This window comes from Sphingobium sp. CR28 (assembly GCF_052327305.1).
Classification (GTDB): Bacteria; Pseudomonadota; Alphaproteobacteria; order Sphingomonadales; family Sphingomonadaceae; genus Sphingobium.
Window position 1 is genome coordinate 1,076,504 of sequence record NZ_CP182486.1, and the last position, 25,701, is coordinate 1,102,204.

Annotated in this window: 24 protein-coding genes; 18 read left to right on the top strand and 6 right to left on the bottom strand. The window is 63.1% G+C overall.

Annotated elements, in window-relative coordinates; translation table 11 throughout:
- The first annotated feature begins 140 nt into the window (after positions 1-140).
- Both ACNAOH_RS05020 and ACNAOH_RS05025 read left to right on the top strand, forming a co-directional pair.
- Complete coding sequence (locus ACNAOH_RS05020; RefSeq protein ID WP_443971664.1) at positions 141-1,112, top strand: bile acid:sodium symporter family protein; 972 nt, start codon at positions 141-143, stop codon at positions 1,110-1,112.
- A gap of 87 nt (positions 1,113-1,199) precedes the next feature.
- Complete coding sequence (locus tag ACNAOH_RS05025) at positions 1,200-2,225, top strand: adenosine deaminase (protein ID WP_443971665.1); 1,026 nt, start codon at positions 1,200-1,202, stop codon at positions 2,223-2,225.
- Here ACNAOH_RS05025 and ACNAOH_RS05030 read toward each other — a convergent pair.
- On the bottom strand, positions 2,210-3,571 hold the full coding sequence (locus tag ACNAOH_RS05030; protein WP_443971666.1) for a glycoside hydrolase family 27 protein: 1,362 nt from the start codon (positions 3,569-3,571) through the stop codon (positions 2,210-2,212). The genes ACNAOH_RS05025 and ACNAOH_RS05030 overlap by 16 nt on opposite strands.
- A gap of 373 nt (positions 3,572-3,944) precedes the next feature.
- Between ACNAOH_RS05030 and ACNAOH_RS05035 the strand changes: the two genes are divergently transcribed.
- The 7 genes from ACNAOH_RS05035 to ACNAOH_RS05065 all read left to right on the top strand — a co-directional run bounded on the left by ACNAOH_RS05035 (position 3,945) and on the right by ACNAOH_RS05065 (position 11,358).
- On the top strand, positions 3,945-4,613 hold the full coding sequence (locus ACNAOH_RS05035) for a PEPxxWA-CTERM sorting domain-containing protein (protein ID WP_443971667.1): 669 nt from the start codon (positions 3,945-3,947) through the stop codon (positions 4,611-4,613).
- Positions 4,614-4,622: 9 nt separating this feature from the next.
- Positions 4,623-5,291 carry a L,D-transpeptidase family protein gene (locus ACNAOH_RS05040; RefSeq protein ID WP_443971668.1) on the top strand — a complete coding sequence of 223 codons (669 nt, stop codon included), beginning with the start codon at positions 4,623-4,625 and terminating at the stop codon, positions 5,289-5,291.
- Positions 5,292-5,576: 285 nt separating this feature from the next.
- Positions 5,577-6,713: a fumarylacetoacetate hydrolase family protein gene (locus ACNAOH_RS05045; protein WP_443971669.1), complete on the top strand. Its 1,137-nt coding sequence runs from the start codon at positions 5,577-5,579 to the stop codon at positions 6,711-6,713.
- Positions 6,714-6,773: 60 nt separating this feature from the next.
- Positions 6,774-7,562, top strand: a complete 789-nt coding sequence (locus ACNAOH_RS05050; protein WP_443971670.1) for an SDR family NAD(P)-dependent oxidoreductase — start codon at positions 6,774-6,776, stop codon at positions 7,560-7,562.
- Complete coding sequence (locus tag ACNAOH_RS05055; RefSeq protein ID WP_443971671.1) at positions 7,562-8,434, top strand: SMP-30/gluconolactonase/LRE family protein; 873 nt, start codon at positions 7,562-7,564, stop codon at positions 8,432-8,434. The genes ACNAOH_RS05050 and ACNAOH_RS05055 overlap by 1 nt, the downstream gene beginning before the upstream one ends.
- Positions 8,435-8,557: 123 nt before the next feature.
- On the top strand, positions 8,558-10,624 hold the full coding sequence (locus tag ACNAOH_RS05060) for a M13 family metallopeptidase (protein WP_443971672.1): 2,067 nt from the start codon (positions 8,558-8,560) through the stop codon (positions 10,622-10,624).
- Positions 10,625-10,830: 206 nt separating this feature from the next.
- Positions 10,831-11,358, top strand: coding sequence for an FxDxF family PEP-CTERM protein (locus ACNAOH_RS05065; protein ID WP_443971673.1), 528 nt, complete (start codon positions 10,831-10,833; stop codon positions 11,356-11,358).
- Between the two features lie 227 nt (positions 11,359-11,585).
- Here the strand turns inward: ACNAOH_RS05065 and ACNAOH_RS05070 are convergent, their stop codons facing one another.
- The gene (locus tag ACNAOH_RS05070; RefSeq protein ID WP_443971674.1) at positions 11,586-13,007 is read right to left on the bottom strand and encodes a DUF418 domain-containing protein; all 1,422 of its coding nucleotides are present in this window, start codon (positions 13,005-13,007) and stop codon (positions 11,586-11,588) included.
- Positions 13,008-13,106: 99 nt separating this feature from the next.
- Here ACNAOH_RS05070 and ACNAOH_RS05075 point away from each other — a divergent pair, with 99 nt between their 5' ends.
- Positions 13,107-13,871, top strand: a complete 765-nt coding sequence (locus tag ACNAOH_RS05075) for a methyltransferase domain-containing protein (protein WP_443971675.1) — start codon at positions 13,107-13,109, stop codon at positions 13,869-13,871.
- Entirely contained in the window at positions 13,868-14,410 is a 543-nt protein-coding gene (locus ACNAOH_RS05080; protein ID WP_443971676.1) for a GNAT family N-acetyltransferase, read from the top strand. Before ACNAOH_RS05075 ends, ACNAOH_RS05080 begins: the two co-directional genes overlap by 4 nt.
- A gap of 24 nt (positions 14,411-14,434) precedes the next feature.
- On the opposite strand, the gene purL is transcribed toward ACNAOH_RS05080, so the two are convergent.
- The gene (gene purL / locus ACNAOH_RS05085) at positions 14,435-16,672 is read right to left on the bottom strand and encodes a phosphoribosylformylglycinamidine synthase subunit PurL (RefSeq protein WP_443971677.1); all 2,238 of its coding nucleotides are present in this window, start codon (positions 16,670-16,672) and stop codon (positions 14,435-14,437) included.
- A 152-nt stretch (positions 16,673-16,824) separates the two neighbouring features.
- Between purL and ACNAOH_RS05090 the strand changes: the two genes are divergently transcribed.
- On the top strand, positions 16,825-17,346 hold the full coding sequence (locus tag ACNAOH_RS05090; protein ID WP_443971678.1) for a nuclear transport factor 2 family protein: 522 nt from the start codon (positions 16,825-16,827) through the stop codon (positions 17,344-17,346).
- A 106-nt stretch (positions 17,347-17,452) separates the two neighbouring features.
- Here the strand turns inward: ACNAOH_RS05090 and ACNAOH_RS05095 are convergent, their stop codons facing one another.
- The gene (locus ACNAOH_RS05095; RefSeq protein WP_443971679.1) at positions 17,453-17,833 is read right to left on the bottom strand and encodes a hypothetical protein; all 381 of its coding nucleotides are present in this window, start codon (positions 17,831-17,833) and stop codon (positions 17,453-17,455) included.
- Positions 17,834-17,971: 138 nt separating this feature from the next.
- Between ACNAOH_RS05095 and ACNAOH_RS05100 the strand changes: the two genes are divergently transcribed.
- The 5 genes from ACNAOH_RS05100 (at position 17,972) to queA (ending at position 21,479) form a co-directional block, all read left to right on the top strand.
- Positions 17,972-18,217: an exodeoxyribonuclease VII small subunit gene (locus tag ACNAOH_RS05100; protein ID WP_443971680.1), complete on the top strand. Its 246-nt coding sequence runs from the start codon at positions 17,972-17,974 to the stop codon at positions 18,215-18,217.
- Between the two features lie 41 nt (positions 18,218-18,258).
- Positions 18,259-19,125, top strand: coding sequence for a polyprenyl synthetase family protein (locus ACNAOH_RS05105; protein WP_443972050.1), 867 nt, complete (start codon positions 18,259-18,261; stop codon positions 19,123-19,125).
- Positions 19,126-19,129: 4 nt separating this feature from the next.
- Complete coding sequence (coaD, locus tag ACNAOH_RS05110) at positions 19,130-19,633, top strand: pantetheine-phosphate adenylyltransferase (protein ID WP_443971681.1); 504 nt, start codon at positions 19,130-19,132, stop codon at positions 19,631-19,633.
- A 100-nt stretch (positions 19,634-19,733) separates the two neighbouring features.
- Positions 19,734-20,402, top strand: coding sequence for a peptidylprolyl isomerase (locus tag ACNAOH_RS05115; protein ID WP_443971682.1), 669 nt, complete (start codon positions 19,734-19,736; stop codon positions 20,400-20,402).
- A 48-nt stretch (positions 20,403-20,450) separates the two neighbouring features.
- Positions 20,451-21,479, top strand: coding sequence for a tRNA preQ1(34) S-adenosylmethionine ribosyltransferase-isomerase QueA (gene queA / locus ACNAOH_RS05120; RefSeq protein WP_443971683.1), 1,029 nt, complete (start codon positions 20,451-20,453; stop codon positions 21,477-21,479).
- Positions 21,480-21,484: 5 nt separating this feature from the next.
- Here the strand turns inward: queA and ACNAOH_RS05125 are convergent, their stop codons facing one another.
- Both ACNAOH_RS05125 and ACNAOH_RS05130 read right to left on the bottom strand, forming a co-directional pair.
- Positions 21,485-22,828, bottom strand: coding sequence for a PepSY-associated TM helix domain-containing protein (locus tag ACNAOH_RS05125; protein ID WP_443971684.1), 1,344 nt, complete (start codon positions 22,826-22,828; stop codon positions 21,485-21,487).
- Positions 22,825-23,388, bottom strand: coding sequence for a hypothetical protein (locus ACNAOH_RS05130; protein WP_443971685.1), 564 nt, complete (start codon positions 23,386-23,388; stop codon positions 22,825-22,827). The genes ACNAOH_RS05125 and ACNAOH_RS05130 overlap by 4 nt, the downstream gene beginning before the upstream one ends.
- 310 nt (positions 23,389-23,698) lie before the next feature.
- Here ACNAOH_RS05130 and ACNAOH_RS05135 point away from each other — a divergent pair, with 310 nt between their 5' ends.
- Positions 23,699-25,693, top strand: coding sequence for a putative bifunctional diguanylate cyclase/phosphodiesterase (locus tag ACNAOH_RS05135; RefSeq protein ID WP_443971686.1), 1,995 nt, complete (start codon positions 23,699-23,701; stop codon positions 25,691-25,693).
- Positions 25,694-25,701 lie beyond the last annotated feature (8 nt).

Genomic DNA, 25,701 nt, shown 5'->3' on the forward strand with positions numbered 1-25,701 from the left:
AGTTAGCTGCGCGGCCCGCACATGCAATGCAGCAATGCTTGGCACCGCGACATACAGACTTTAGGCGGTGTCGACGAATTCCGCATGACTTGCCGTCGCGCGGCTATGCGCGACACGCCACTTCCAGAAGGATCGCCGGATTGACTCGCCTCAAGGATTTCTTCGATCCCTATATCATTGCCCTGCTCGGCACCGTGCTCCTCGCGACCCTTCTGCCGGCGCGGGGGCCGGCGGTGGCGGTGTTCGACATACTGGTGGATGCAGCCGTCGTGCTTCTGTTCTTCCTCCACGGTGCCAAGCTTTCGCGCGAATCGATCGTTTCTAGCGCAGGCAACTGGCAGCTTCACCTTGCCGTGCTCGGCACCACCTTCGTTCTGTTTCCGGCGCTGGGCTGGGGCATAGCGGCGATCCCCGGCCTCACCCCAGTTGTCGCGAGCGGCATGCTGTTCCTGACTCTGCTGCCCTCGACCGTCCAGTCGTCAATCGCTTTTACGTCGATCGCGCGCGGCAATGTCGCGGCCGCAGTGTTCTGCGCATCCTTCTCGAATCTCGTCGGTATCGCGATCACGCCCGCACTCGTCGCGCTGCTCATGAGTCAGGTCGGCACCGGCGCGGGCTTCTCCTTCTCGTCGGTCGAGAAGATCCTGCTGCAGATGCTCCTGCCCTTCATTGTCGGGCATCTTATGCGCCCGGTGGTCGGCGGTTTCATATCCCGCCACAAGAGCCTCATCACCAATGTGGACCGCGGCTCCATCCTGCTGATCGTCTACTCCGCGTTCAGCGCCGCCGTGATCGAAGGGCTGTGGCAGCAGATGCCTCCTTCCTCGCTGCTTCTGATTTTCGTGCTGTCGACAGTGTTGCTGCTGATCGTGCTGGGCGTCACCTGGCGCTTGGGCGGGCTGATCGGCCTAGCGCGCGAGGACAAGATCGTGCTGCTGTTCTGCGGCTCGAAGAAGAGCCTGGCGACCGGCGTGCCCATGGCCGGCGTGCTTTTCCCCGCCGCATTGGTCGGGCAGGCGATCCTGCCTCTCATGCTGTTTCATCAGATCCAGCTTATTGCCTGCGCGTTTCTGGCGCGCAGCCTGGCACGGACGGCGCCGAACGGGAGTTAGCTATGCGAAGGAGGCCGCCGGTTGATGCGAGGCTTGCGCGGCGCAACGCATTGACATCGCGCGACACTGGATGAAGGTGCATGCGCCATGACAGTCCTCGAACATCTCATCGCCGACATGCCCAAGGCCGAGCTCCACCTTCATATCGAAGGGAGCCTTGAACCTGAGCTGATGTTCGCCCTCGCCCAGCGCAACAAAGTGACGATTCCCTTCGCCTCGGTGGAGGATGTCCGCGCAGCCTACAGCTTCTCCCGCCTTCAGGACTTTCTCGACATTTATTATGCCGGTGCCGATGTGCTGCGCACGGAAGAGGACTTCCGCGACCTTGCGCTTGCCTATTTTGATCGGGCGGCCGCGGACAATGTCGTTCACGCGGAGATCTTCTTCGATCCCCAGGCCCACACGGATCGCGGCATTCCCTTCAGTGTCGTGGCGGAGGGGTTGCTGGCAGGCATGAAGGACGCCGAGGCGAAGCACGGCCTGACGTCCCGCCTCATCCTCTGCTTCCTGCGTCATCTCGACGAAGATGCCGCCTTTGCCACTCTCGCCGCCGCCGAGCCCTGGCTTGACCGGATCGAGGGCGTTGGGCTGGACAGCTCCGAGATGGGGCATCCGCCCGCCAAGTTCGCGAACGTCTTCGCCCGCGCGGGGGAAATGGGCCTTCGCAGGGTCGCCCATGCCGGCGAGGAAGGTCCGCCCGCTTATGTGCATGAGGCGCTCGACCTGCTCAAAGTCGACCGTCTCGACCATGGCAATCGCAGCCTTGAGGATCAGGCGCTCGTCACCCGGCTGGCCCGCGAGAGCATGACTCTCACGGTCTGCCCGCTGTCCAACCTCAAGCTTTGCGTGATCGACGATATGCGCGCGCACCCCATCCCCACCATGCTGCGGCAGGGACTTCGCGCCACGATCAACTCGGACGATCCCGCCTATTTCGGCGGTTATGTGAACGACAATTACCGGGCGCTTGCCACCGCCGGTCTCGTCGATGCGGACGATCTGATCCTGCTGGCGCGCAACAGCTTCCTCGGATCATTCCTGGATGACGCGGCAGTGGCGACGCATCTGGCAGCGCTGGACGCCGCCGCCCATCATTATCAGCCCAGCCGGTAGAGCCCGGCCCCATGGGACGGGAGCGTCTGCGCGAAGCGGCCGCCCGATACGGGCTCAAGCGCTTGCCCCGACCAGAGATCACGCACGGGCATTGACCCGCTCAGGCCCAGATCGCGCAAGGCAATGCCAACCTCGCGCTCGCGCTTGCTGACGTTGAACAGCGCGACATAGCGCCCGCGTCCGTCCGCAGGACGGGCCGACCAGATCCGCACCCCATCGGCCACGAAATGCGGCTCGTTGCCGCTGCTCGTCTGATTGACTGCCAGCACCTCCCGATTGGTCAGAAGGGCCAGCGTGGGGGCATCTAAATAGCGCAAATCTCCACCCATGATGAGCGGGGACCGCGCGATCGACCACAGAGTCATGAGGGTGCGCTGCTCGTCCGGCGTGAATCGGCTGTCCCGTTTGCCGAGCGCCAGGCGGCCGAGCGGCAGCATGTCGGCGTCGGGCCACGCGCCGGGGCGGCGCCACGGGTTCCAGTTTTCCAGACGCACGAACTGGGCCTCCAGCATCGGCCATTCGTCCCAGAAGTCGTCGCTGATCCGCCACATCTGCGCATATTTGCGAACATGGTCGCCGCGGACGACCGGCGTTTCGCCCGGCGAGAGGCTGAGCATCATCGGCCGGCCCGAATTCACGATTGCCTTGTGCGCTGCCTCGATCTCGGCGGCGTGCGCGTCGTAGGGCCGGCTCATATCGTCCATCTTGATGAAGTCGACGCCCCAGGAGGCGTAGAGCGCGAACACGCTGTCATAATAGGCCTGCGCGCCCGGCTTCGTCATATCGACGCCGTACATATCCGGATTCCACGAGCAGATGCTGCTCTTGTCGGCAATGTCCGCGGCGCGATAGCGCGTGCCGAGAACCGGAAGGTTTCGCTCCACCGCGAGGCGCGGGATGCCGCGCATCAGGTGGATGCCGAATTTGAGGCCTAGAGCGTGCACATCCGCCGCGAGCGGCGTGAAGCCTCTGTCATTTTTGCTTGAGGGAAAACGATTGGGCGCCGGAATGAGCCGGCCATATCCGTCCATCGCCGGCACTGGCTTGGCGTTGTAACTGTAGCTGGACGCCTCCGGCTCGTACCACTGAATATCGACCGTGAAGATGTCATAGCCAAAGGGCAGCAGCTTCTCCGCCATGATCTTCGCCGTTTCACGGGCCTGCTCTTCAGTGATCGTGGTGGCGAAACTGTTCCAGCTGTTCCAGCCCATCGGCGGCGTCGGCGCGAGCACGCCCTTCGTGCCGCCCTTTCGGGCTGCGACACCTGCACTTTCCGCTATCATGGCGGTGGTGGCAGCGATCATGGCTCCGGTGAGCATTTCGCGACGATTGGCTTTCATTTCCACTCTTCTCCCTGTGCGTCGTCTCGCACCTTCTCAATTCGCACGCCCATCCGATGTGCTTTGCTTGCAATAGATCGAGTCGACCCGATCAGCCGCTGGCAGTCAAAACGGCGAGAATGGACGTATCAGATAACTGGCCAAGCCCTAGCGCCACCTGTCGCACATTAGAACCTCTCTTGAGATAACAGCGCCTCAAGCGGGCCAATGCCCCGCCGATTGCAGCAAAATTGGCCCCGAAACGATCGCGACCCTGCAATTCGTCGCAAAACAGTGTTCAGATTGGAACAGTCGGGCCAAATCAACCTTAACGCCCTCGAAAGCATTCGATCTTTCTGTTAGGCACCTCTGACTAGGTCAACAGCTTGTGGGTTCTAAAGTGAAGATCAGACTTCTCCAGAGTCGGCGCGATCGCAAGAGCTCGAAGCGGCGGAGTGCCACCTTCGGCCCCGTCGTCGCAGGCTTTCTCGTCGTGATGCTCGTTGGCGAAGTCGCCATCGGCGACAAGGGCATCAGCGCCATCGCTGCTGCGGTTCGGGATCCCGCGTCGCTGTTTTCCGAACGCTCGCCCGGTGTTCGCGCACCCGGCGCGAAGTTTCAGACGAAACCCGGTCATGTTCCAAGCGCTTACAGTGCGTTTGCAGATCCCGCGCGCACACCTGTTCCGCCCGCGGCAGGGACGAGTGAGCCCGAGCCCAGTGCCTTTGCGGCCATGACACCGGAAACGCCTGCCGACACTATCCCCGTCCCCGGGCCTTTTAGTGAAGCTGTCCCGCCCGCAGGCATTCCCGGGCCTTTCTTCAATCCGCCGGCCAATCCGTTCATCCCCCCTGTGGGCATTCCCGGCGGCGGTGGCGGCGGAAACGATCCCGATCCGGATCCCACTCCCCCCACCACCACCCCGCCGGTCACGCCTCCCACCGGGGCGGTGCCTGAACCGGCGACCTGGGCGATGCTCGTCCTCGGCTTCTTCTCGGTCGGCTCGATCATGCGGCGCCAAAGGCGGATTCAGTCCGCCGCGCTCGCGTCGGGAGCTATCGCGCGCTAAAGCGCCAGGATGCGAATCGTCCTATTGTTCGTCGCGGGCTGCGCCGTCGCTCTGGCGGTTCTGGCGATCGCTCCCTGGGGGCGCAAACCGGTCCTCTCGGCGCGCGAAGAGCTTGCCATCATGGCAAAGAGCGAGACAGCGGGCAGCCGCGTCGTTTACCCCAAGGGCAGCACTCTCTCCGTTGACCTGCCCGATGGCAAACAGGAGCGTGTCACCAGCATACTCAACGTCTCGCACCAAATGAAGTTCGGCAGCTATGTGTGGGACGACAAGGGCGTGGCCCCCGGACCACTCTGGATCCGCATCGATCTGGGCAAGCAGCTTCTCTCGGTCTTTCGCGGTCCCAATGAGATCGGGTCCACCGTGATCCTCTATGGCACGGACGGAAAGCCGACGCCGATCGGCACCTTCACCATCAAGTCCAAGTCCGCGGATTATCACTCGCGCACTTATGATGCGCCGATGCCGTTCACGCTTCTCCTTACCGACGATGGCGTCGCGGTCCATGGCAGCGAGGTCCGCAATGGCTCGGCCACCCATGGCTGCATTGGTGTGCCGACCGAGTTCGCCAAATTGCTTTTCGCGCAGGCGAAAAATGGTGATCCGGTTTATATCCTGCCTGCGCCGCCGGGATCGGATGGTACTCACCCCGACGCGCCGCCTGCCAGCGCGATTTAGCGCCAGCCAAACTGCCAACGACCGAAAGGCCAGCCGTGTCCGGGATCGACTCGCCGTCGATGTTTCGTTAGGAGCCGGCACCGTGTCGATACACAATATGCCTGCGGCAAAATTGTGGTCGGCGCAGCGTACCCCGTTTCCTTTCCATATTACCGCGTCGTCTGGAAACGGGTTCGGGCTCTTTCGGGACGTTCTAAGCGCTTGACACCGGCATATGTCCGTGATGTTAGCGCTATCAGCCTCAAGAGCCGGATGGAGTCTAACTGGCCACCTGAGAGGGGATGAATGAACATGGATCTGAGCGATATTCTTCCGGAAGATTGGGCAAACGGCCGCTTCATTGGTCGGGTTGCATCCCCGGAGGGACCGACGCCGGTTTTGCTGGCAGGTGGCGTCCTTTATGATCTGACTCCCGTCGCTGCTACCGTTTCCTCAGCCATTGAGCGCCGCGCATTCGCGCCGACGGACGCGATCATCGCGACCCTGGACAAGGATGCTCCGGCGCTGCCCGATGGCTTCGACCTTCTCAGCCCGGTCGATCTCCAGTGCATTAAGGCCGCTGGCGTGACGTTCGCGGTCTCCGCGATCGAGCGTGTGATCGAAGAGCGTGCGCGCGGCGACGCGAGCAAGGCTGCGGAACTGCGCGCCGGCATCGAGGCCCGTGTGGGCGCCGGCATCCGTTCGGTCGTTCCCGGCTCGGATGAGGCCGCAGCCCTCAAGGCCGTGCTCATCGACGACGGCCTCTGGTCGCAATATCTCGAAGTGGCGATCGGCCCGGATGCGGAAGTCTTCACCAAGTCTCCCGTTCTCTCGACAGTCGGCACGGGCGCACCGATCGGCGTACGCTCGGACTCCTCCTGGAACAATCCGGAGCCGGAAGTCGTCCTCGCGGCGGACAGCCACGGCGAAGTCGTCGGCGCTACGCTCGGAAACGACGTCAATCTCCGCGATTTCGAGGGGCGCTCGGCGCTGCTGCTCAGCAAGGCCAAGGACAACACGGCCTCCTGCTCCATCGGCCCGTTCATCCGCCTGTTCGATGACAGCTTCACGATCGACGACGTGCGTTCAGCCACAGTCGAGCTTACCATCGAGGGCGACGACGGCTATCGTCTGGAAGGCGTCAACCGCATGAGCGAGATCAGCCGCGATCCGCTCGATCTCATCGCCCAGTCGATGTCAGAGCATCATTATCCCGATGGTTTCGTCCTCTTCTGCGGCACGCTCTTCGCGCCGACGCAGGACCGCGACGTTCCCGGTGGCGGCTTCACGCACAAGCAGGGCGATATTGTGAGCATTTCCGCTCCCAAGCTCGGCACGCTGGTAAACCGGGTCACTACCTCGCGGGAAGCGCCAGCGTGGACGATGGGCATCGCAGGGCTCATGCGCAATCTGGCTCAGCGCGGCCTGGCCGATAAGATCTAGTCATGGCGCAAGCCGCCCTTCCACCTCTTTCTCTTCCCCGCCTTTCAGGAGACTCGGCACGTGCCGCATGAGCAGGTCATCGCGCAGGATATACGCGCCCGTTACCCAAGTCTCCTCGACAAGCGCGTAGTGGTGACAGGGGGTGGCTCGGGTATCGGCGCCGGCCTCGTCGCGGGCTTCGTCGCTCAGGGTGCGCGAGTCGCTTTCGTCGATATTCTGGATCGCGAGTCCGAGCGGCTCGTTGAGGGTGTGCACGACGGCGCCCGGCATGACGCCCGCTTCATCCATTGCGACCTGACCGATGTGCCGGCGCTCGAAAGCGCGATGCAGACGATAACCCGCGACATGGGCGGCATCGACATTCTGGTGAACAACGCCGCCAATGACGATCGCCACGGAATCGAGGAAGTGACTCTCGATTACTGGGAAGACCGGATGGCGGTGAACCTGCGCCACCAGTTCTTCGCGGCGCGCTCCGTCATTCCCGCGATGAAGAGTCAGGGCAAGGGAGCGATCGTCAACCTCGGGTCGATCAGCTGGCATCTGGGCCTTGAGGATCTCGCGATCTACCAGATTGCCAAGGCCGGCATTGAAGGCATGACCCGTGCGCTCGCCCGCGAGCTCGGCCCTCATGGCATCCGCGTGAACACGGTGGTGCCCGGCAACGTACAGACGCCACGCCAGATGAAATGGTACACCCCCGAAGGCGAGCGCGAGATTGTCGATGCGCAGTGCCTCAAGGGGCGCATTCAGCCCGAGGATGTCGCCGCGCTCGTGCTGTTCCTCGCATCGGACGACGCCCGCATGTGCACAGCGCACAATTACTGGGTAGACGCGGGCTGGCGCTGATGGCCCGCGCTGTCTCCTGTGTTGCCGAGACCGGCTGCACTCTGGGCGAAGGTCCCGTTTGGGACCATGCCCGGCAATGCCTCTGGTTCGTGGATATCAAGCAGGAGCAGCTTCTCCATCTCGACCCAGCGAGTAACGCGATCACGCGATATGCGGCGCCCGGGCAGATCGGCTGGGTGATCCCCGCAACGGACGGCCGGCTGGTCGCGGGCCTGCAAAATGGCCTTTACTGGTTCGATCCCGAGCGTGGCCGCTTCTCCTTCTGGATGGAAGTGCCCGGCGAACCAGCCACCAACCGCCTCAACGATGCCTGCTCGGACGACGAGGGCCGGATCTGGTTCGGCTCGATGGACGATGGCGAAGATGCCGTCAGCGGCAGGTTCTACGTGTTGGAGCGCGGCACCATCGTCCCCCGCGGCCCGGCACCGATCAGCATCACCAATGGCCCAGCAGTCGCTGCGGCTCGCGGACGCATCTACTTCACTGATACGCTCGGCGGCACCATGTCCGTCGCCGATCTGGACCGGAGCGGCGCGGTCGGCGCCGCCCGCCTGCTCGCGACCATCCCGGAAGCGGAAGGCTATCCCGATGGTCCGGTCGTGGACAGCGAGGGTTGCATATGGACCGGCGTGTGGGCCGGAGATGGCCCACGCCGATACAGCGCGGACGGAGCATTGCTCGAAACCGTGGCCATGCCGGTGCGAAACGTCACCAAGATCGCGCTGGGCGGCGCTGACTTCCGCACCGCCTATGTGACGACGGCCCGCAAGGGGCTGGATGCCGAGGCGCTCGCCGCGCAACCGTTGGCGGGCGGACTGTTCTCGTTCCGCGTCGACGTCGCCGGAACCCCAGTTACACCCTACGCACTCTGAACAGGCACTAATGATCGTCGGCGTTCGACGAACAGCAGTGACGGGACTTTTGCCGGCTTCCCACGCCCGCTAGTGTCGCGCCATCCGGCCCTTGGCCGCACGACACTTCCGGAAAGGGATTTGATGTATAAGTCAGTCATCGCCGCCGCGCTGGCGTCAGTCAGCCTCGCGGCCTGCACGGCGCAAAACGCCAGCAATGCTGCGCCGGAAACGGCCGCCGCCACGCCGCCGCCCGCTGCTGCCCCCGCCCCCAAGGCGGAAATCGGCACTTATGGTTTTGACACTGCCGGCATGAACACCAGCGTCGCGCCGGGCGACAATTTCTACGAATATGCCAATGGCAGCTGGGCGAAGAACACGCCCATTCCCGAAGACAAGTCGAATTACGGCATGTTCACCGCGCTCGACGATCTCTCCAAAAGCCGCACCAAGGAGATTCTCGATACCGCCAAGGATGACTCGTCAAGCCTGATCGGCAACGCCTATGCCTCCTATCTGGACCAGGCGACGGTGGAAGCGAAGGGCCTGACGCCGATCAAGCCCTGGCTGGACCAGATCAAGGCGGTGAAGACCAAGAGCGACTATGTCCAGATTGTCGCCCAGGCGGCTCGCAACGGCGTTTCCGGTCCGTTCGGCGGCTATGTCGGTCAGGACGACAAAAACCCAGAATCCTACATCTTCTTCCTCTACCAGAGCGGTCTCGGCATGCCGGATCGCGACTATTATCTCTCGACCAATCCCAAGCTGGTCGAAACCCGCGCGGCCTATCTCAAGCATCTCGAGAAGATGTTTGCGCTGACCGGGGAGCCGAGTGGCGCGGCGCGTGCCAAGGCCGTCCTCGATTTCGAGACGGCGATTGCGAAGGTCCACTGGACGCAGGTCGAAAGCCGGGACGCGGACAAGGTCTACAACAAGATGACGCTTGCGCAGCTCACCAAGCTTGCGCCCGGATACGACTTTGCAGCCGTCATGAAGGCGAACGGCATCGTCTCCGATCCGCTCGTTGTGGCCCAGCCAAGCGCGATCAAAGGCACGGCGGCATTAATCGCGAAAACGCCGATCGCTGTGCTGAAGGACCAGCTTCTCATCCGTAGTCTGGACGACCTTTCCGACTATCTGCCCGATGCCATCGCCAACGAGAACTTCGCTTTCTACGGTACTGCCCTCTCCGGCACGCCACAGCGCGAGGAGCGCTGGAAGCGCGCGGTCACGTTCCTGAAGGGCAGCCTCGGCGAGGAAGTGGGCAAGGCCTATGTCGCCAAATATTTCCCGCCCGAGACGAAGGCAGCGGCCGACGAGCTGGTGAAGAATGTGCTCGCGGCCATGGGCAGGCGGATCGATGGCCTCTCGTGGATGAGCGCGGAGGCCAAGGCGCGAGCCCGCCAAAAGCTCGCGGCCTTCACGCCCAAGATCGGCTATCCGGATCGCTGGCGCGACTATAGCGGGCTGGAGATGAAGCGGGACGATCTGTTCGGCAACGCGATTCGCTCTAACCAGTGCGACTTCGCCTATAATGTCGGCAAGCTCGGCAAGCCCATTTATCGCTGGGAATGGGGCATGACACCGATGGAGATCAACGCCTACGCCAATTTCGGCATGGTGGAGATCGTCTTCCCAGCTGCCATCCTCCAGCCGCCCTTCTTCGATCCACATGCCGATCCGGCAGTCAACTATGGCGGCATCGGCGCCGTGATCGGCCACGAAATCAGCCATCATTTCGACGATCAGGGCGCCAAGTACGATGCGAGCGGCCGCCTGTCGCAATGGTGGACAGAACAGGACGTCAAGAACTTCAAGGGGCTGACCGATCAGCTGGTGAAGCAATATGACGCCTATGAGCCGCTGCCTGCCGAACATGTGCAAGGCGCGCTGACGCTGGGCGAAAACATCGCCGATCTCGCTGGTCTAACAGTGGCTTATGACGCCTATAAGCATGCTCTGGGTGGCAAGGACGCGCCGGTGCTGGACGGCACGACCGGCGATCAGCGCTTCTATCTCGGCTGGGCGCAGGTCTGGCGCCGCAATTACCGTGAGGCGAATCTTCGCCAACGCCTGCTCACGGATCCCCACGCGCCATCCGAACAACGGGCGGCCGTCGTGCGCAACCTCGACCCCTGGTATGGCGCGTTTGCAGTTTCCGCAACTGCGAAGCTGGCGCTCGATTCTAACGCTCGCGTGAGGATATGGTAAACGTCTAGGCGGCATTCATGGTTAAGTTAACCATCATTATCGCTCTGAAATAATCTAACGATCTCATAACGATCGCGGAAACGCGTGACTTTCTCATTTCGGGACGGTCAGTTTGCGACAAACCGGGCGTTAATCAGGTTGCTATGCAAGATTAATTATGCGTAAACTTGCGCCTCATCCATTCAGGGCAAATGTGGGAGTTCAGAATGAAATCTATCCTTTATGCAGGCGCGGCCGTCATCGCCGCAATGAGCGTTTCGGCAACCGCCAACGCGACCGAGTATTTCGGCGGCATCATCGGCATGACCGGTGGTCCTGACTATTTCACCGGCTCGTTCGGCACGGCGCACACGACTGACTTCGTCGACACGTGGACCTTCGGCTCTTCGTTCCCGGCGGGCCTTGCTGACGCATCGGTGATCAACATCTCCTTTGCTGATGCAACCGACATCAGCTTCACGGAAGCCACGCTGAACGGCGTCGCCATGACCATCACGAACGGCGCTCCGCTTGCGACCGCCTACACGCTCTCGCAGATCTTTTCGCCCGGCGGCGTGAACACGCTTGTACTCAAGGGCGTAGCCGGCGGTAGCGCGAGCTACTCTGGCACGGTGAACTTCACCGTTGCTCCGGTTCCTGAGCCCGCCACCTGGGCCATGATGATCGCGGGCCTCGGCATTGCCGGTGCTGCTCTGCGCCGTCGCGCCAGCCGCGTGGCTCTGTCGTTCAGCTAATCTGAACATCGCGCCTATCCTTTAGGATGGTCGCACAAGAATATGGAAGATAGCCGGCTGAGCGCTTGTTCAGCCGGCTTCTTTCTGTCTGCTGTTCCCTGTCACATGGACAACGCCAGCGCCCTCGCAGACGAAAGGGCACGTCGCTGATAGCGTTGCTCCGGCGACAGGTGATCCTGCCTTACCGCCCGTTCCCTCTGGGCATTTCAATCCAAAAAGGGGAGCCGTTACCCGCGCCCCCTCGCAGCCAGACGCCAAAGCCGTTCGACTGGCCCCTGCCCGAAGGTGCGGCGCCAGCCCCAGCACAGCAGCAGAAGAAGGCCCGTGGCCCCCGCCGCGATCGCCAGCAGCGGCGCTCGCCCCAGCGTCCCGTACAGCGCGGCGCCATAGCCATAGAAGAGCGTCGTCATGATGAGGCTCGTGAACAGATAGGCCGAGAGTGCCAACCGGCCCACCGCGATCACCGCGTCACGCAACCAGCCCCGAACCAGCCCGTCGCACAGCAGCATGGCGAGGGCGGCGTGACCCACGGCGAGCGGCAGGCGAAGCGGCAACGACCAGCCGAGAATGCTTGCCTGCGCCGCCAGCGGATCGCCGCTGGAGAGTATCCAGGCGGCTAGGCCCGCCATCGGCACCAGTCCCACTGCCCAACTGCGCAGCCAGGTCGCGCGATACTGCGCGGGCGTCCATTGGCCCGAGAGGAAGCCGCCTTTCAGCATTGCCATGCCGAAGGCCATGAACCCGAGCGTCTCCAGCAAACTAAAGCGCACCGCCCCCGCAGCCATATCCGCAATGTGCAGCAGGCGATCAGTAACGAGAGCGACGTAGCCGGACTGATGGAGAGCGACGTCCTTCGCCACGGCGGCGCTCGGCGCCACCCCTAGCGCGTCCGCATAGGCCTGCCAGACGGAGAGACTTGTCCCGCCCGCTTCGGCCGCGCTTCGCATCCAGAAGGGCGGCAGGACGGAAAGCATCACGAACACCCACTGCGCGGCGATGAACCCAAGCCCCCATTTGAGCAGGGCGAGTTGGTCGAGTCGCGCCAGTCGCGTGCCGATCAGACCTGCGAACGCGAGTTGCAGCAGGATATCGCCGTCCCACAGCAACAGATAATGAGCAAGGCCAATGGGGATCAGCGTCCACATGCGCCGCTGATGCATAGCGAGACCATCTTGCCCGCGCGTCTCCGCTGCCTCCATGACCAGCAACATCGATGCGCCGAACATAATCGCGAAGAGCGCGCGCATCTTCCCATCGACGAACAGGAACGTGAAGAGCCAGGCGGCAATGTCCACCCCGCTGGACATGCCCCATGCGAACGGATTGATCGAGGCAATGCTCGGCAGGCCAAATGCCGCGACGTTCGCGACGAGAATACCGATGACGGCCAACCCTCGCAGGAAGTCGAGGGCCTCAATGCGTTCGCTCTCCTCCTCGGGCGGAAGCACTGGAAACGGGATGGCGGGCGACGAGCCGCCACTGCCCGCTCTATCGACGACAGGACCGGAAGATCCCCGGTCGGGCAAAGTCGAAGACCCTGACGACGCGTCCGGCGCGGCCTGCTTCGGACGCATTGCATTCGCGACCGGCGACGTGGATGCGGGCCGGCGCGGCGGGCCGCCGCGCTTGCGGGAACGGGACTTGGGCATGGACTCGGCTTCGCTCGGCTACAATCGTTCTGGAAAGTCCCTTCCCTTGCGTCTTTTGGCCCAATTGTCCACTTGGCTCGTCCGTGGCATGGGCGGGCCATGAGCGCGGAACGCAAGACACGAATCAGCGCGGCATTCGGCGCGGCCGCGCCGCATTATGATCGCGCAGCCGCGCCCCAGCGCTTCGCCGCTGCTCTTCTGGCCGACCTCGCCGGTCAGCGCCGGATCGCACCAAATGCGCGAATTCTCGAACTGGGTTGCGGCACCGGCATATTGACGCGCCTGCTGCGGGCGCGCTGGTCCGACGCGGAGCTGATCGCGAGCGACCTCTCGCCCGATATGCTCGCTCATGCGGCAGCCGATCCTTTTCTCGCCGCGACATTCCTCACGATCGATGGCGAGCGCCCCCCCTTTCAGGACGCCGCGTTCGATCTCGTCCTCGCCAATCTCGCCTTCCAGTGGTTCGACGATATGGAGAGCGCGATTGCCCGGCTGGTGCCGCTGCTGCGGCCCGGCGGCAGCCTTATTTTCTCGACCATGGGAGCGGAAAGCTTTGTAAACTGGCGCGCCGCGCATGCCGCATGCGGTGAGGCGTGCCCCATGCCTCCCTATCCCGACCTTGCTCGGCTCGATGCAATGATCGCGCCTTATGCGGATGCGTTCGTGTTCGATGAGCATGTGCCGCTCGCGGAGGCTGGCGCGCGAGCGCTGCTGGCCCATCTCAAGGGCATTGGGGCGACTGTCCCGGCTGAAGGGACCGCGCCCCTGTCCCCCGGCGCCCTGCGCCGTGTCATGGCGGCTTATGATCTGGCGGGCGGAGTGGATGGCTATCACTTGCTGTTCGCGCGCGTGACCCGGCCATGAGTACGCCGTCGCCTTTCCCCATCCGCCTCGCTTCGTCACAGGACGCAGCGGCGCTGTCCGCGCTCAAGATACGCTGCTTCCGTGAGACCTTTCTCACCGAGGGGTTCGACATCCCATACCCCCCCACAGAGCTGGCTCGTTTCGAGGACGAAAGCTATGGCCTGCCAAGGATAGAAGCCGAGCTCGACGACTCCTCACATGCGACCTGGGTTGTTGAGGCCGCGGACGGGAGCCTCGTCGCTTATGCCCACGCCGGCCCCTGCAAGCTTCCCCATCCGGAGGCCGATGCCTCTCAGGGCGAGCTCTACCAGCTCTATATTCGCCGCTCGCATCAGGGGCTGGGCCTCGGCCAGTCCCTGATGTCTCTCTCGCTGGACTGGATTGCGACGACCTATCCCGGCCCGGTCTGGCTGGGCGTCTGGTCCGGCAATGAAAAGGCGCAGCGCTTTTATGCCCGTCTCGGCTTCGGCAAGGTCGGCGACTATCACTTCATGGTCGGTGACCACGCCGACGCCGAATTCATCTTCCGGCGAGGCTGACGCGGTGCTTGCGCACCGGTCGCGTCAACCGTCCATCAACGCCGGGAAGAAGCCTTCATGCGCAGACCGCAGCGCATCGAGCGTCACGCAATAGTCGGCCTTGGGCAATTCGAAGATGATGCGGCTTCCGATCGTCCGGCCGATATGGCTCACGACCACGCCGCTTGCTTCCGCGCGTGAGAGAAACGCACCAAGCGCCGCGTCGCGCACCGTCACGACATACAGGCCCTGATCCTCGGCGAAAAAGGCTTCCGCCACGGATCCCTCAAACGGCTGATCGAGAATCGCGCCGATATTCCCGGCTAGCGCCATCTCCGTGATGGCGACGGCCACGCCGCCGTCCGACACATCATGGCAGGCCGTGATCGCACCGGACTGGATCGCCGCACGCACGAAGTCACCGTTGCGCTTCTCCTCATCGAGATCGACGCGGGGCGGTGGCCCGGCTTCGGTGCCCTCGCGGCCATGCACGTCACGCAGCCAGATCGACTGACCGAGCTGCCCATGGCGCTCGCCGACCAGAAGGATGATGTCGCCCGTGCCCTTGAACGCAATGGTCGCCATGCGATCGACATCGTCAAGCAGGCCAACGCCGCCGATAGCCGGCGTAGGGAGGATGGCGCTGCCGCCACCCGTCGCCTTCGACTCGTTATAGAGCGAGACGTTGCCCGACACGATCGGGAAGTCGAGCGCCGTGCAAGCCTGCGCCATGCCCTCGATGCAGCCGACAAACTGCCCCATAACGCGCGGATTCTGCGGGCTGGCAAAGTTCATGCAGTCTGTGGTCGCGAGTGGAGTGGCGCCCACCGCCGTGATGTTGCGCCAGCATTCGGCGATCGCCTGCTTGCCGCCTTCGACCGGATCGGCGAAGCAATAGCGCGGCGTGCAATCCGTGCTGATCGCCAGACCTTTCTTTGTGCCGTGAACGCGCACGACCGCCGCATCGCCGCCGGGGCGCTGCAGCGTGTCCGCGCCGACCATGTGGTCATATTGCTCCCATATCCAGCGGCGGCTGGCGATGTCGGGCGATCCCATCAGTTTCAGCAGATCAGCCGCCACGTCCTGCGTATCGAGCGCATCGGTGAGCGCATTAGCTGGCGGGGTGGGCTCGTGCGGCCGGTCATAGACCGGCGCGTCATCGGCCAACGGACCCAGCGGAATGTCGCATACCGTCTCGCCATGATGGACAAGCACCATGCGGCCCCCATGCTCGGTGGCTTCCGTGACTTCGCCGATCACCGCGAAGTCCAGCTCCCACTTCTTGAAAATGGCTTCGGCGAAAGCTTCCTTGCCCGGCTTCAGCACCATGAGCATCCGCTCCTGGCTTTCGGAGAGCATCATTTCATAGGCCGTCATGCCGGTTTCGCGCTGCGGCACCTTGTCCATGTCGAGTCGGATGCCGACGCCGCCCTTGCTGGCCATCTCGACCGAAGAGCTGGTGAGGCCCGCCGCGCCCATGTCCTGAATGGCAACGATCGCGTCGCTGGCCATCAGTTCTAGACAGGCTTCGATCAGCAGCTTCTCGGTGAAGGGATCGCCCACCTGCACGGTCGGGCGCTTCTCTTCGCTGTCCTCGCCGAAATCGGCCGAGGCCATGGTTGCGCCATGAATGCCGTCGCGGCCGGTCTTGGAGCCGACATAGACGATCGGGTTGCCGACGCCCGACGCCGCCGAATAAAAGATCTTGTCCTGTTCCGCGACGCCCACGGTCATCGCGTTGACGAGGATGTTGCCATCATAAGAGGCGTGGAAGTTCACTTCGCCGCCAACGGTCGGCACGCCCACGCAATTGCCATAGCCGCCGATGCCGCGCACCACGCCGCTGATGAGGTGGCGCATCTTGGGGTGATCCGGCCGGCCGAAGCGCAGCGCGTTCATGTTTGCCACGGGCCGCGCACCCATGGTGAACACGTCGCGCAATATGCCGCCCACACCCGTGGCCGCGCCCTGATAGGGCTCGATGTAGCTGGGATGGTTATGGCTCTCCATCTTGAAGATGGCAGCCTGCCCGTCGCCAATGTCGATGACGCCGGCATTCTCGCCAGGCCCGCAAATCACCCAGGGCGCCTTGGTCGGCAGTTTCTTCAAATGGATGCGGCTCGACTTGTAGGAGCAGTGCTCGCTCCACATCACCGAGAAGATGCCCAGCTCCGTCCGGTTCGGCTCCCGGCCGATCGCCGCGACGATGCGGTCATATTCCTCGGGCGTCAGCCCGTGTTCTGCGACAATTTCCGGGGTGATCTGGGGTGCTGCGCTCGACATGAGCGGGCCTTTATCGCTGCATGGATGAGGACACAACCTTGTCCGGCCCGAACACCGAATAAACCGGTCACGAGACCGTGTGCCCCCTGCTTGCATTTCGGAGCCGGGCGAAGCACCCTGCCTTACCTTAAGGGTAGCGCAAGGAGGGGGAAATGAGACTACATCGAGTGCTGATCGCCATGATGCTGGGGAGTATGGCCGTGCCCGCACTTGCGCAGGAACCTGTCGTCGGCGTGCCCGACCCGGAGGCGCTGTTCCAGGACCGGGATCCGGTGATTCACCGCAACAAACAGTCCACGCTCCACATCATGCGCGAACTGCTTCAGTGCAGTCATTGGAGCGATGCCGACACCTGGCTGACCGAGCGCTATATTCAGCACAATCCCAATGTGGTGTCCGGCCTCGCCCCGGTTGTCCGCTTCTTCGGCTCACGTCCCCGCGCGCCCAGTTGCGACAAGCTGACCACGCCGGTCGTGGCTGTGCTTGCCGACAGGGATCTGGTTGCAGTGGTGACCGCGCGCACGCTCAAGCATCCGACCGAGCCCGGCAAGACCTACACGACAAGCTGGTTCGACATGTGGCGCTTCGTGGATGGCAAGGCGGACGAACATTGGGATGGCGCCGAGCTATCCCCGCCAAGGCCCACGCCTCCTCCCGCTGCCCCCTCGAACTGAGATCGCCGCAAACAAAAGCGGAACCCATGAAAAAGGCCGGCCCCCCTTGGAGACCGGCCGCAATTGCGAAGAAGCGGCCTTTCAGCGCGCCGTAATAAAATCGGTATCAGCCCGTCTTGCAGGCGAGACCATTGTAAGTGACTTCGGCCCCGCCGCCCTCGAGCTTCTTGGAACCGTCCGCGGAGACGAAAGCCTGACCGACTTCCGGCGCCTTCAGGTCGGTCACTGGACCTTCCTTCTCGGTCTTGAGGTGCGCGGTCTTGTCGTCGTTCATGAAGTCGACGAAAATCAGGCTGTTGTCCTTGCAGCGATACTGATGGCTTTCCTTCAGCATCGGCGGCAGTTCCACGGCGGCGGCGTTTGCCAGCGCGGCTTCCTGCGGATCACCATAGGTTTGATTGACCGTTTCGGCCTGGGGCTTGCATCCGGCGACGACAATCGCAGCGAGAAGCGGAGCGGCGGAAAAAATGAGGGATAATTTTTTCATAACGCCGGGTTTTTGCGCGATTTGCTGCGGTGCGGTCAATTATATTGTTTGCTTGACCTGCCCGTCGCGGCGGCGTCTAATCAGACTCTTCACCATAGCCCTTGACCGCGTGATCCCCGCCCGCCAATGCTTAAGGCTATGGCGGACACTCCTGATCCCGGCGCGCTGACGTTCGAAGAAGCCCTCAAGCGCCTGGAAGCGATCGTCCAGCAGCTTGAACGCGGCGATGTGCCGCTCGATCAGTCAATAGATCTGTACGCGGAAGGCGACCGGTTGCGCGCACAGTGCGAGGAACGACTGGGCGCTGCACAGGCGCGGATCGACCAGATCGTTGCGGGAGCTTCCGGGGAAGCCCTAGCGACCAGAGCCTTCCCGCTGGATTGATGACCTTGGCTCTCGCCACCACCCCGTCCATCGAAGAAGCCATGGCGGATATGGCCACGGCCATTGACGCGGAGTTCGACCGGCTGCTGACCGTTCCGAACGATCCCCGCGCGCGGCTTTATGAGGCCATGCGGCATAGCGCAATTGGTGGGGGCAAGCGACTGCGCCCGCTCCTCGTTCACGCCAGCGGCTCGCTTTTCAACGTATCGCGCGAAAGCATCGTGCGCACTGGGCTCGCCGTGGAATGCATCCACGTCTATTCCCTGATCCATGATGATCTTCCGGCCATGGACGATGACGACCTGCGCCGGGGCAAGCCTACCGTGCATCGCGCCTTCGACGAGGCGACGGCCATTCTGGCGGGCGACTGCCTGCACGATCTTGCCTTCTCCGTCCTTGCCGACGCGGAGACTCATGCGGACCCGTTCGTGCGCTGCGATCTCATTCGCGCGCTGGCTCTGGCCAGCGGCCCGGCGGGCATGGCGGGCGGTCAGATGATGGATCTGGAAGCGGAGAACGCGAACTTCGATCTTCCGACCACCACCCGGCTCCAGCAGCTCAAGACGGGCGCGCTGTTCGGCTTTTGCGTCGAAGCCGGCGCCATTCTCGCGCGTCTGCCCGAGGAAGGGCGGCGGGGCCTGCACGGATACGCGCGCGACCTCGGCCTTGCGTTTCAGATCGCCGACGACCTGCTTGATGTGGAAGGCGACGCCGGGAGCACCGGGAAGGCGGTCGGCAAGGATGCTGCCGCCGGCAAGGCGACCTTCGTCTCGCTGATGGGCGTCGAAGAAGCGCGCACTCGTGCGACCATGCTCGTTGATCAGGCCAAGACTCATCTTGCTGCCTTCGGCCCGGAAGCCGACCTGCTGCGCGCCATCGCCGATTTCTCGGTTTCGCGGAGGCATTGACCCGATGACGAATGCGCGCCGCATTGGTGTCTATCCCGGCACGTTCGATCCGGTCACGCTCGGGCACATGGACATCATCCGTCGGGGAGCGAAGCTGGTCGATAAGCTCGTGATCGGCGTCACGACCAATGCGTCCAAATCACCACTCTTCTCGGTTGATGAACGGCTGGCCATGGTCCAGCGCGAATGTGCGCCGCTTGGCGCTTCCATCGAAGTGGTTCCCTTCGATTCGCTTTTGATGCATTTCGCGCAGGCGCAGGGCGCCAGCATCATTCTGCGCGGCCTGCGCGCCGTCGCCGATTTCGAATATGAGTATCAGATGGCGGGGATGAACCAGTATCTCGACGCAAGCATCGAGACGGTTTTCCTCATGGCGGATGTGTCGCTTCAGCCCATCGCTTCCCGTCTGGTCAAGGAGATAGCGGGTCTGGGCGGGGACATCAGTCGCTTCGTTTCTCCAGCCGTGCGCGAGCAGGTGCTCGCCCGCCTTCCCTCTCGCGCGACTTGACCGGACAGGCCGGGTTCAGCATGGAGGCGTCATAATGACCGCGCTCATGCTATTGACCGGTACAAAGCTTTATTCGAGGCGGGTTTATTTGAGGCCGACCATGTTTGATTTTCGTCGAATGCTGGTGCCCGCGATTGCTGGCGCGCTTTTGCTCCAGATGCCCGGAACTGCCTTCGCCCAGCGCAAGCCTGAGGATGTTGCGCGTGAGGCTGACATGGCAGCCCGCGCGGAAGCGGACGCCAAAAAGCTGCGGGACGAGCAGGCCGTTAGCAAGCCGCTCCTGATCAACGTTCCCGTAGACCCGGCAAATGTCTGGGTGCTGGATCTCTCCGATGGCGGAAAGGTACGGATTCAGCTGCGGCCGGATGTTGCGCCGGAGCATGTCGAGCGCATCAAGACGCTGACTCGCGAGCATTTTTACGATGGACTCCTCTTTCATCGCGTGATCGACGGGTTCATGGCACAAGGCGGCGATCCCAAGGGGGACGGCACCGGCGGCTCGCCCCTGCCGGATCTCAAGCAGGAATTTTCATGGCTGCCGCACATGCGCGGCACAGTGTCCATGGCCCGCGCGCAGAGCGAGGACAGCGCGAACAGCCAATTCTTCATCATGCTGATGCCGCGCCTGCAGCTCGATCACAAATATACGGTGGTCGGACGCGTGATCGACGGGATGCCGGGCGTCGACGCCATCGCAAAGGGCGAGCCGCCAAGCGCACCCACCAAGATCGTCCGCGCCTATCTGGAGAAGGACGGCGCGGCCAGCTGAAGCCCGCTTCGGCTGGCCCAGAAGCTCAGGCAGGCTTTTGCTTTCGAAATGCGCGTCGACCTCTTCGATTTCGATCTCCCGGCCGATCGCATCGCGCTTCGGCCGGCCGTGCCGCGCGACAGCGCCCGGTTGCTGCGCGTCGAAAAGGGCGCGCTAAGCGACCATCATGTTTATGATCTGCCTACCCTGCTGCGCGCGGGAGACATGCTCGTCTTCAATGACACCCGCGTCATCCCTGCTCAGCTTGAAGGTAGGCGCGGCGAGGCCCGCATCGGCGCCACCTTGCACAAGCGGATCGACCTGCGGCGCTGGGAAGCCTTCCTCAAGAACGCGAAGCGCGTCCGTCCAGGCGACCGCATCGATTTCGGCCAGGACGTGATCGCGGTAGCGGAATCGCGCGAGTCCGACGGCTCGTTCATCCTTGCGTTCGAAGGCGAGGAGCCAGTTGAGCTGCTGCTCGAACGCGCCGGCACCATGCCGCTGCCGCCCTATATCGCTAGCAAACGCGCCACGGACGAGCAGGATCGCAGCGATTACCAAACCATGTTCGCCGCGCGCGATGGAGCCGTCGCTGCGCCGACGGCCGCGCTGCACTTCACGCCGGACCTGATGGAGTCGCTTGCCAGTCATGGCATCGAAACGGCGATGCTGACGCTCCATGTCGGCGCGGGCACGTTTCTGCCGGTGAAGGCCGATGACACAGAGGACCACCGGATGCATGCCGAGTGGGGCATGATCGACGCGCCGACCGCCGATCGCCTCAATGCCGTGCGTGCGCGGGGCGGACGTGTCATCGCGGTGGGCACCACAGCGCTCCGCCTCATCGAAAGCGCGAGCGGGGACGACGGCATCATCCGCCCCTTCACGGGGGAGACGCGGATCTTCATCACGCCGGGCTATCGCTTTCAGGGCGTCGACGGCCTCATGACCAACTTCCATTTGCCGCGCTCCACCCTCTTCATGCTGGTGAGCGCGCTGATGGGCCGAGAGACAATGCACGCGGCCTATGCCCACGCCATCGCGAATGGCTATCGCTTCTACTCCTACGGCGACTCGAGCCTGCTGCTGCGTAGCTGAAGCAGTCAGACTGCCGCGATCACGCCGCCCGCGAGCGATCCGGCGACCAGCATTCCCTGCATGATCCGCTTCGCTGGCCACCGTCGGCCGATCAAGATCGAGGCAAGCAGGAAAAGCGTCGCGCTTCCCCAAAAGAGGGTAGCAAACGGCACGGCATTGCCAATGGTTACCCGCGCAAGGAAACAGATGGAGAGCGCCAGCGGCGTGCCCCATATAACGCCATCCCACGCTGCAATGAGGCGCGGCTCGTCCAGACCCCTGCGCCGGCGTTTGCGAAGCCAGATATAGGTGCCGGTGGCGCAAATGGCAGTAAGCGCAAGCCCCATCACCGCGTAAGCGATCTTCACGGTCAGTCCGCCGAAATTGCCGAAATGCAGATTATAAGTGGATGCCGCCGCCTGCTGGCCAAGCGCACCGTCAGACAACCCCGCCTTGCCGATGTAGCGCCCGCTGGCATCGTAATTGTAATTTTCGCCATAGATCAGCCGCCGGGGATGCTCGGCGATGATCTGGATATGCTGGCCCTGCGTCAGCGGGTCGTGCAGAATGATGTAGGTCGGCGTCACGCCCGTCACGCGCGCCGAGAAGTCACGCATTGCCGCCGTAATATTTGGAAGGTCGGCGGGTTTGGGATCAGGCTTGCCTTCGCCCCCGAAAATAGGCGCATAGGCCGCCTCCACGTTCCCGCCATAATATTTCGTCGCGAGGCCATAAGCGCCGAGAGAGGCAAGGCAGATCATCGCGCCGGTCAGCGCAATCGCAATCGAGAAGGGCAGCGTCCAGACGCTCAGCCGGTTATGCCAGTCCGCCAGACCCACGCCGCCCTTGTCCCGCATGCGCAGGCGAAACGCATCCCGGAAGATGCGTGGATGGGCGATCACGCCGGAGATGGACAGCGCGAGGATCGCAACGCCAAGCAAGCCGACAAGGGTGACGCCAACGAGAGACGGGATGTTCAGCGTATAGTGAAGTGCGAGGAGAAATTCGGACCAGCCATTCTCCTCCTTCGCGGCAATCTGCCCGCTGGCATCGATATGGACCGCCTGACTGTCCGTCGTGATCGTCGTGCGCGGAAGCGCTTCTACCGGAAAATGCACGTAGAGATGCGTCGTCTTCGGCTTGCCCGCCTCACTCGCCAGCACGGCGGCCACGCCCCTCTGCACGGCATCCGGCGCGATGGCCGTCATCTCCGGCACGCCGCGCTGCTCGACGCGCTGCCACTCCTGATAAAAGACGCACAACGTGCCCGTCAGGCAGACGATGTAGAGCAGTGCGCCTGCGAGCAGACCGACCGCCGCATGGCTGGCCAGCCCCTGCTTCACCATCTCCTTGTCAAAAGCCGCTTTCATTGCCCTACTCCGGCAATAAGCACGCCGCCCGAGACGAGCGCGGGCAGCGCCAGCATCGCATATTGCCGCATACGGCGAGTCTCGAGCAGCATCAGAGCCATCAGCACTGCCCAGAGGAGCGGCAGCAGAAGCAGCGTCAGAACATTCGCGTCGGCCTCGTTCCAGCCGACAGAGACGGCGACACCGCGCGCTGCGACGCTCACCAGCATCACGACGATGAAGGCGAGCGGCACGGTCAGGACGAATGTCAGGACGCGCCGGCCGATCATTCGCGGCTCGCCCGGCTCAGGTAGCATGTCAACGCGCCGGCTCGATGCTTTGGACTTGCCCTGCGGAGACGTCCACGCCGCCCAGCCGAGCAGAGCAAGCGCGGCGCAAATCGCCCCGATCGACACCACCGTCAGCCCCCAGGCACCGGCATCCCACGCGCCGACAAGCAGCGCGGCGAGAAGCAGTGCCCAGGCGACAGCGTTGAAGATGGCCGAACGGACCGCTCGCTGCCACGACAAGCGAAGAAGCAGGACCGCCCCTGCCGCCATCGTGATGCCGGCAGCAATCACGCCATCGCTCCTGCCGAACGCTCGACAATAGCGCCGACGCCCTTTGCGGCACTGCTGGAGTTTCTTGCGCGAACCGGCATCGCCTTCACGATAATTCCTAATTTTCACCAACTGCAGACCAGTTAGTGAGAACCATTATCAATTACAACGATTTTTGGAAATTCGAGAAAATTGGCCGTTCTGCGCCATTTCCCGAGGGTCATGGTGACCCGCCTTCGATGCGACCGAGCATCAGATGCTCAGTGAAGTCCTAACAAAATCTTACGCTTGTCTTAACTAAATGAAAGTCCCCCTCAGGCTATGAGAGGGTATGTCATTGGGTCGCACCTTTGGTTGGCTGGGTTCGGTCTCGCGAGCGCTCGTCACGCAAACGCGGGACGATCCCCATTTGCGTCGCAGCCTCGTCGAAAGCCTTTATGCGTCGCCGACGTCCCTCGCCGCGGGCGCCGCGTGCGGCACCATGGTCGCGGTCACCATCGCGGTCCTGGCGCACACACCCGCCGCAGCCTGGCTCGCGACGCTGATCTGCGTCATAGCCATCGTGAGAACGATCGCTGCTTTCTCATTCCATCACTTCCGGCGACGGGCAGACGCTGCCTCCACCAAGCATTGGGAACGTCTCTACGAGATGGGCGCATGGCTCTACGCGGGCATGCTCGGCCTCATGGCGTTCTGCGTCCTCCAGTTGGAAAGCGACATTGCGATCCACCTGCTCGCCGTCTCGCTGACGGCAGGCTATTCGGGCGGCATATCCGGTCGCAACGCCGGGCGAGTCGAAATCGCGATCGGCCAGACGATCCTTGCTCTTGGGCCGACCGTCATTGGCCTCTGGATGCATGGCGGCCTCGCCTGGACAATGCTCGGCATCACCCTTGCCGTCATGATCCTCGGCATGATCGACATCAGTCGGACGATCCACCGCACGCTCATGGCGGCGTTGGTGGAGCAGCAGGAGAAGTCCCGGCTCGCTCTCAAATATGAGCGGATCGCCCGCTATGACCGCCTGACCGGGCTCGACAACCGCATGGCGATGCAGGCTCGGCTCAATCTGTTCCTGGATGAGCGCCGGACCGATCAGGATCGGCCGCTGGCGATCCTCTGGCTCGATCTCGACCGGTTCAAGACGATCAACGATCTTCTGGGACATATTGTCGGCGATGAGCTGCTGTGCGCAGTGGCCTCCCGCCTCGTCTCGACCGTCGGGGATGCAGGCCATGTGGCGCGGTTCGGCGGCGACGAGTTCGTCATCCTCTGCCCCGATGCCTCGGAAGAAATGGCCGATCATCTGGCAGCGGACATTGTCGCTGCGTTTCATGCGCCCTTCGAGCTTACGCATCACCAGCTCAGCGTCTCGTCTTCGGTCGGCATCGCGATCGCGCCTTTTGACGGGCACGAAGAGGTCGAGTTGCTCCAGCATGCGGACCTCGCCTTGTTCGAGGCAAAGAAGCACGGGCGCGACAATGCGCAGCGCTTTCGCTGGTCGATGAAGGACTTGCTGGAGCGCAACCGCCAGCTCGAGAACGGCTTGCGTCAGGCGATCGACGATAATCTCCTGACCGTCGTTTATCAGCCGATCTACGACATAAAGACCGGTCGGGTCTCCACCTGCGAAGCGCTGGTTCGCTGGACTCACCCCTCTCTTGGCCCGATCTCTCCCGGCGAGTTCATCCCCATCGCGGAAAGCAGCGGACTCATCGGCGCGCTTACCCGGCGCGTGCTCCAGACCGCCTGCGCCACTGCCGCCACATGGCCAGCCGACGTTCGGATCGCGGTGAATATCTCTGCTCAGTCCTTCCGTGGCGGCGAGTTGTCGGATGCTGTGATGGGCGCGCTGCTGAACAGCGGACTTTCGCCCTCCCGGCTTGAAATCGAAGTGACCGAATCGCTCTTTCTGGAGCGGGACACGCAGGTGGACATGTTGCTGAGCCAGCTCCGCTCAGCGGGCGTGCGCATGTCGCTCGACGATTTCGGCACGGGTTATTCGAGCCTTTCCTATCTGCGCTCGTTCCGCTTCGATTCGGTCAAGATCGATCAGAGCTTCGTGCGCTCTGCAGGCGAGGACCGGGAGGACCGGGCCGTCATCGCAGCCATTGCCTTCCTCGCCCAGCAGCTGGACATGGAGACGATTGCAGAGGGGATCGAGACGCCGCGCCAGCTCGCCTATGTGAGCGAGATGGGCCTCACCCACTGTCAGGGTTTTCTCATGTGCCGTCCAGTCAGCGCCGAAGTGGTGATCGAGGCGATCCACAAGGGTTTCCATGTCGACAGCGGCGCACCTCTTCTGAGGAAGTGGGGCAGCGCATGAGCTTTCCG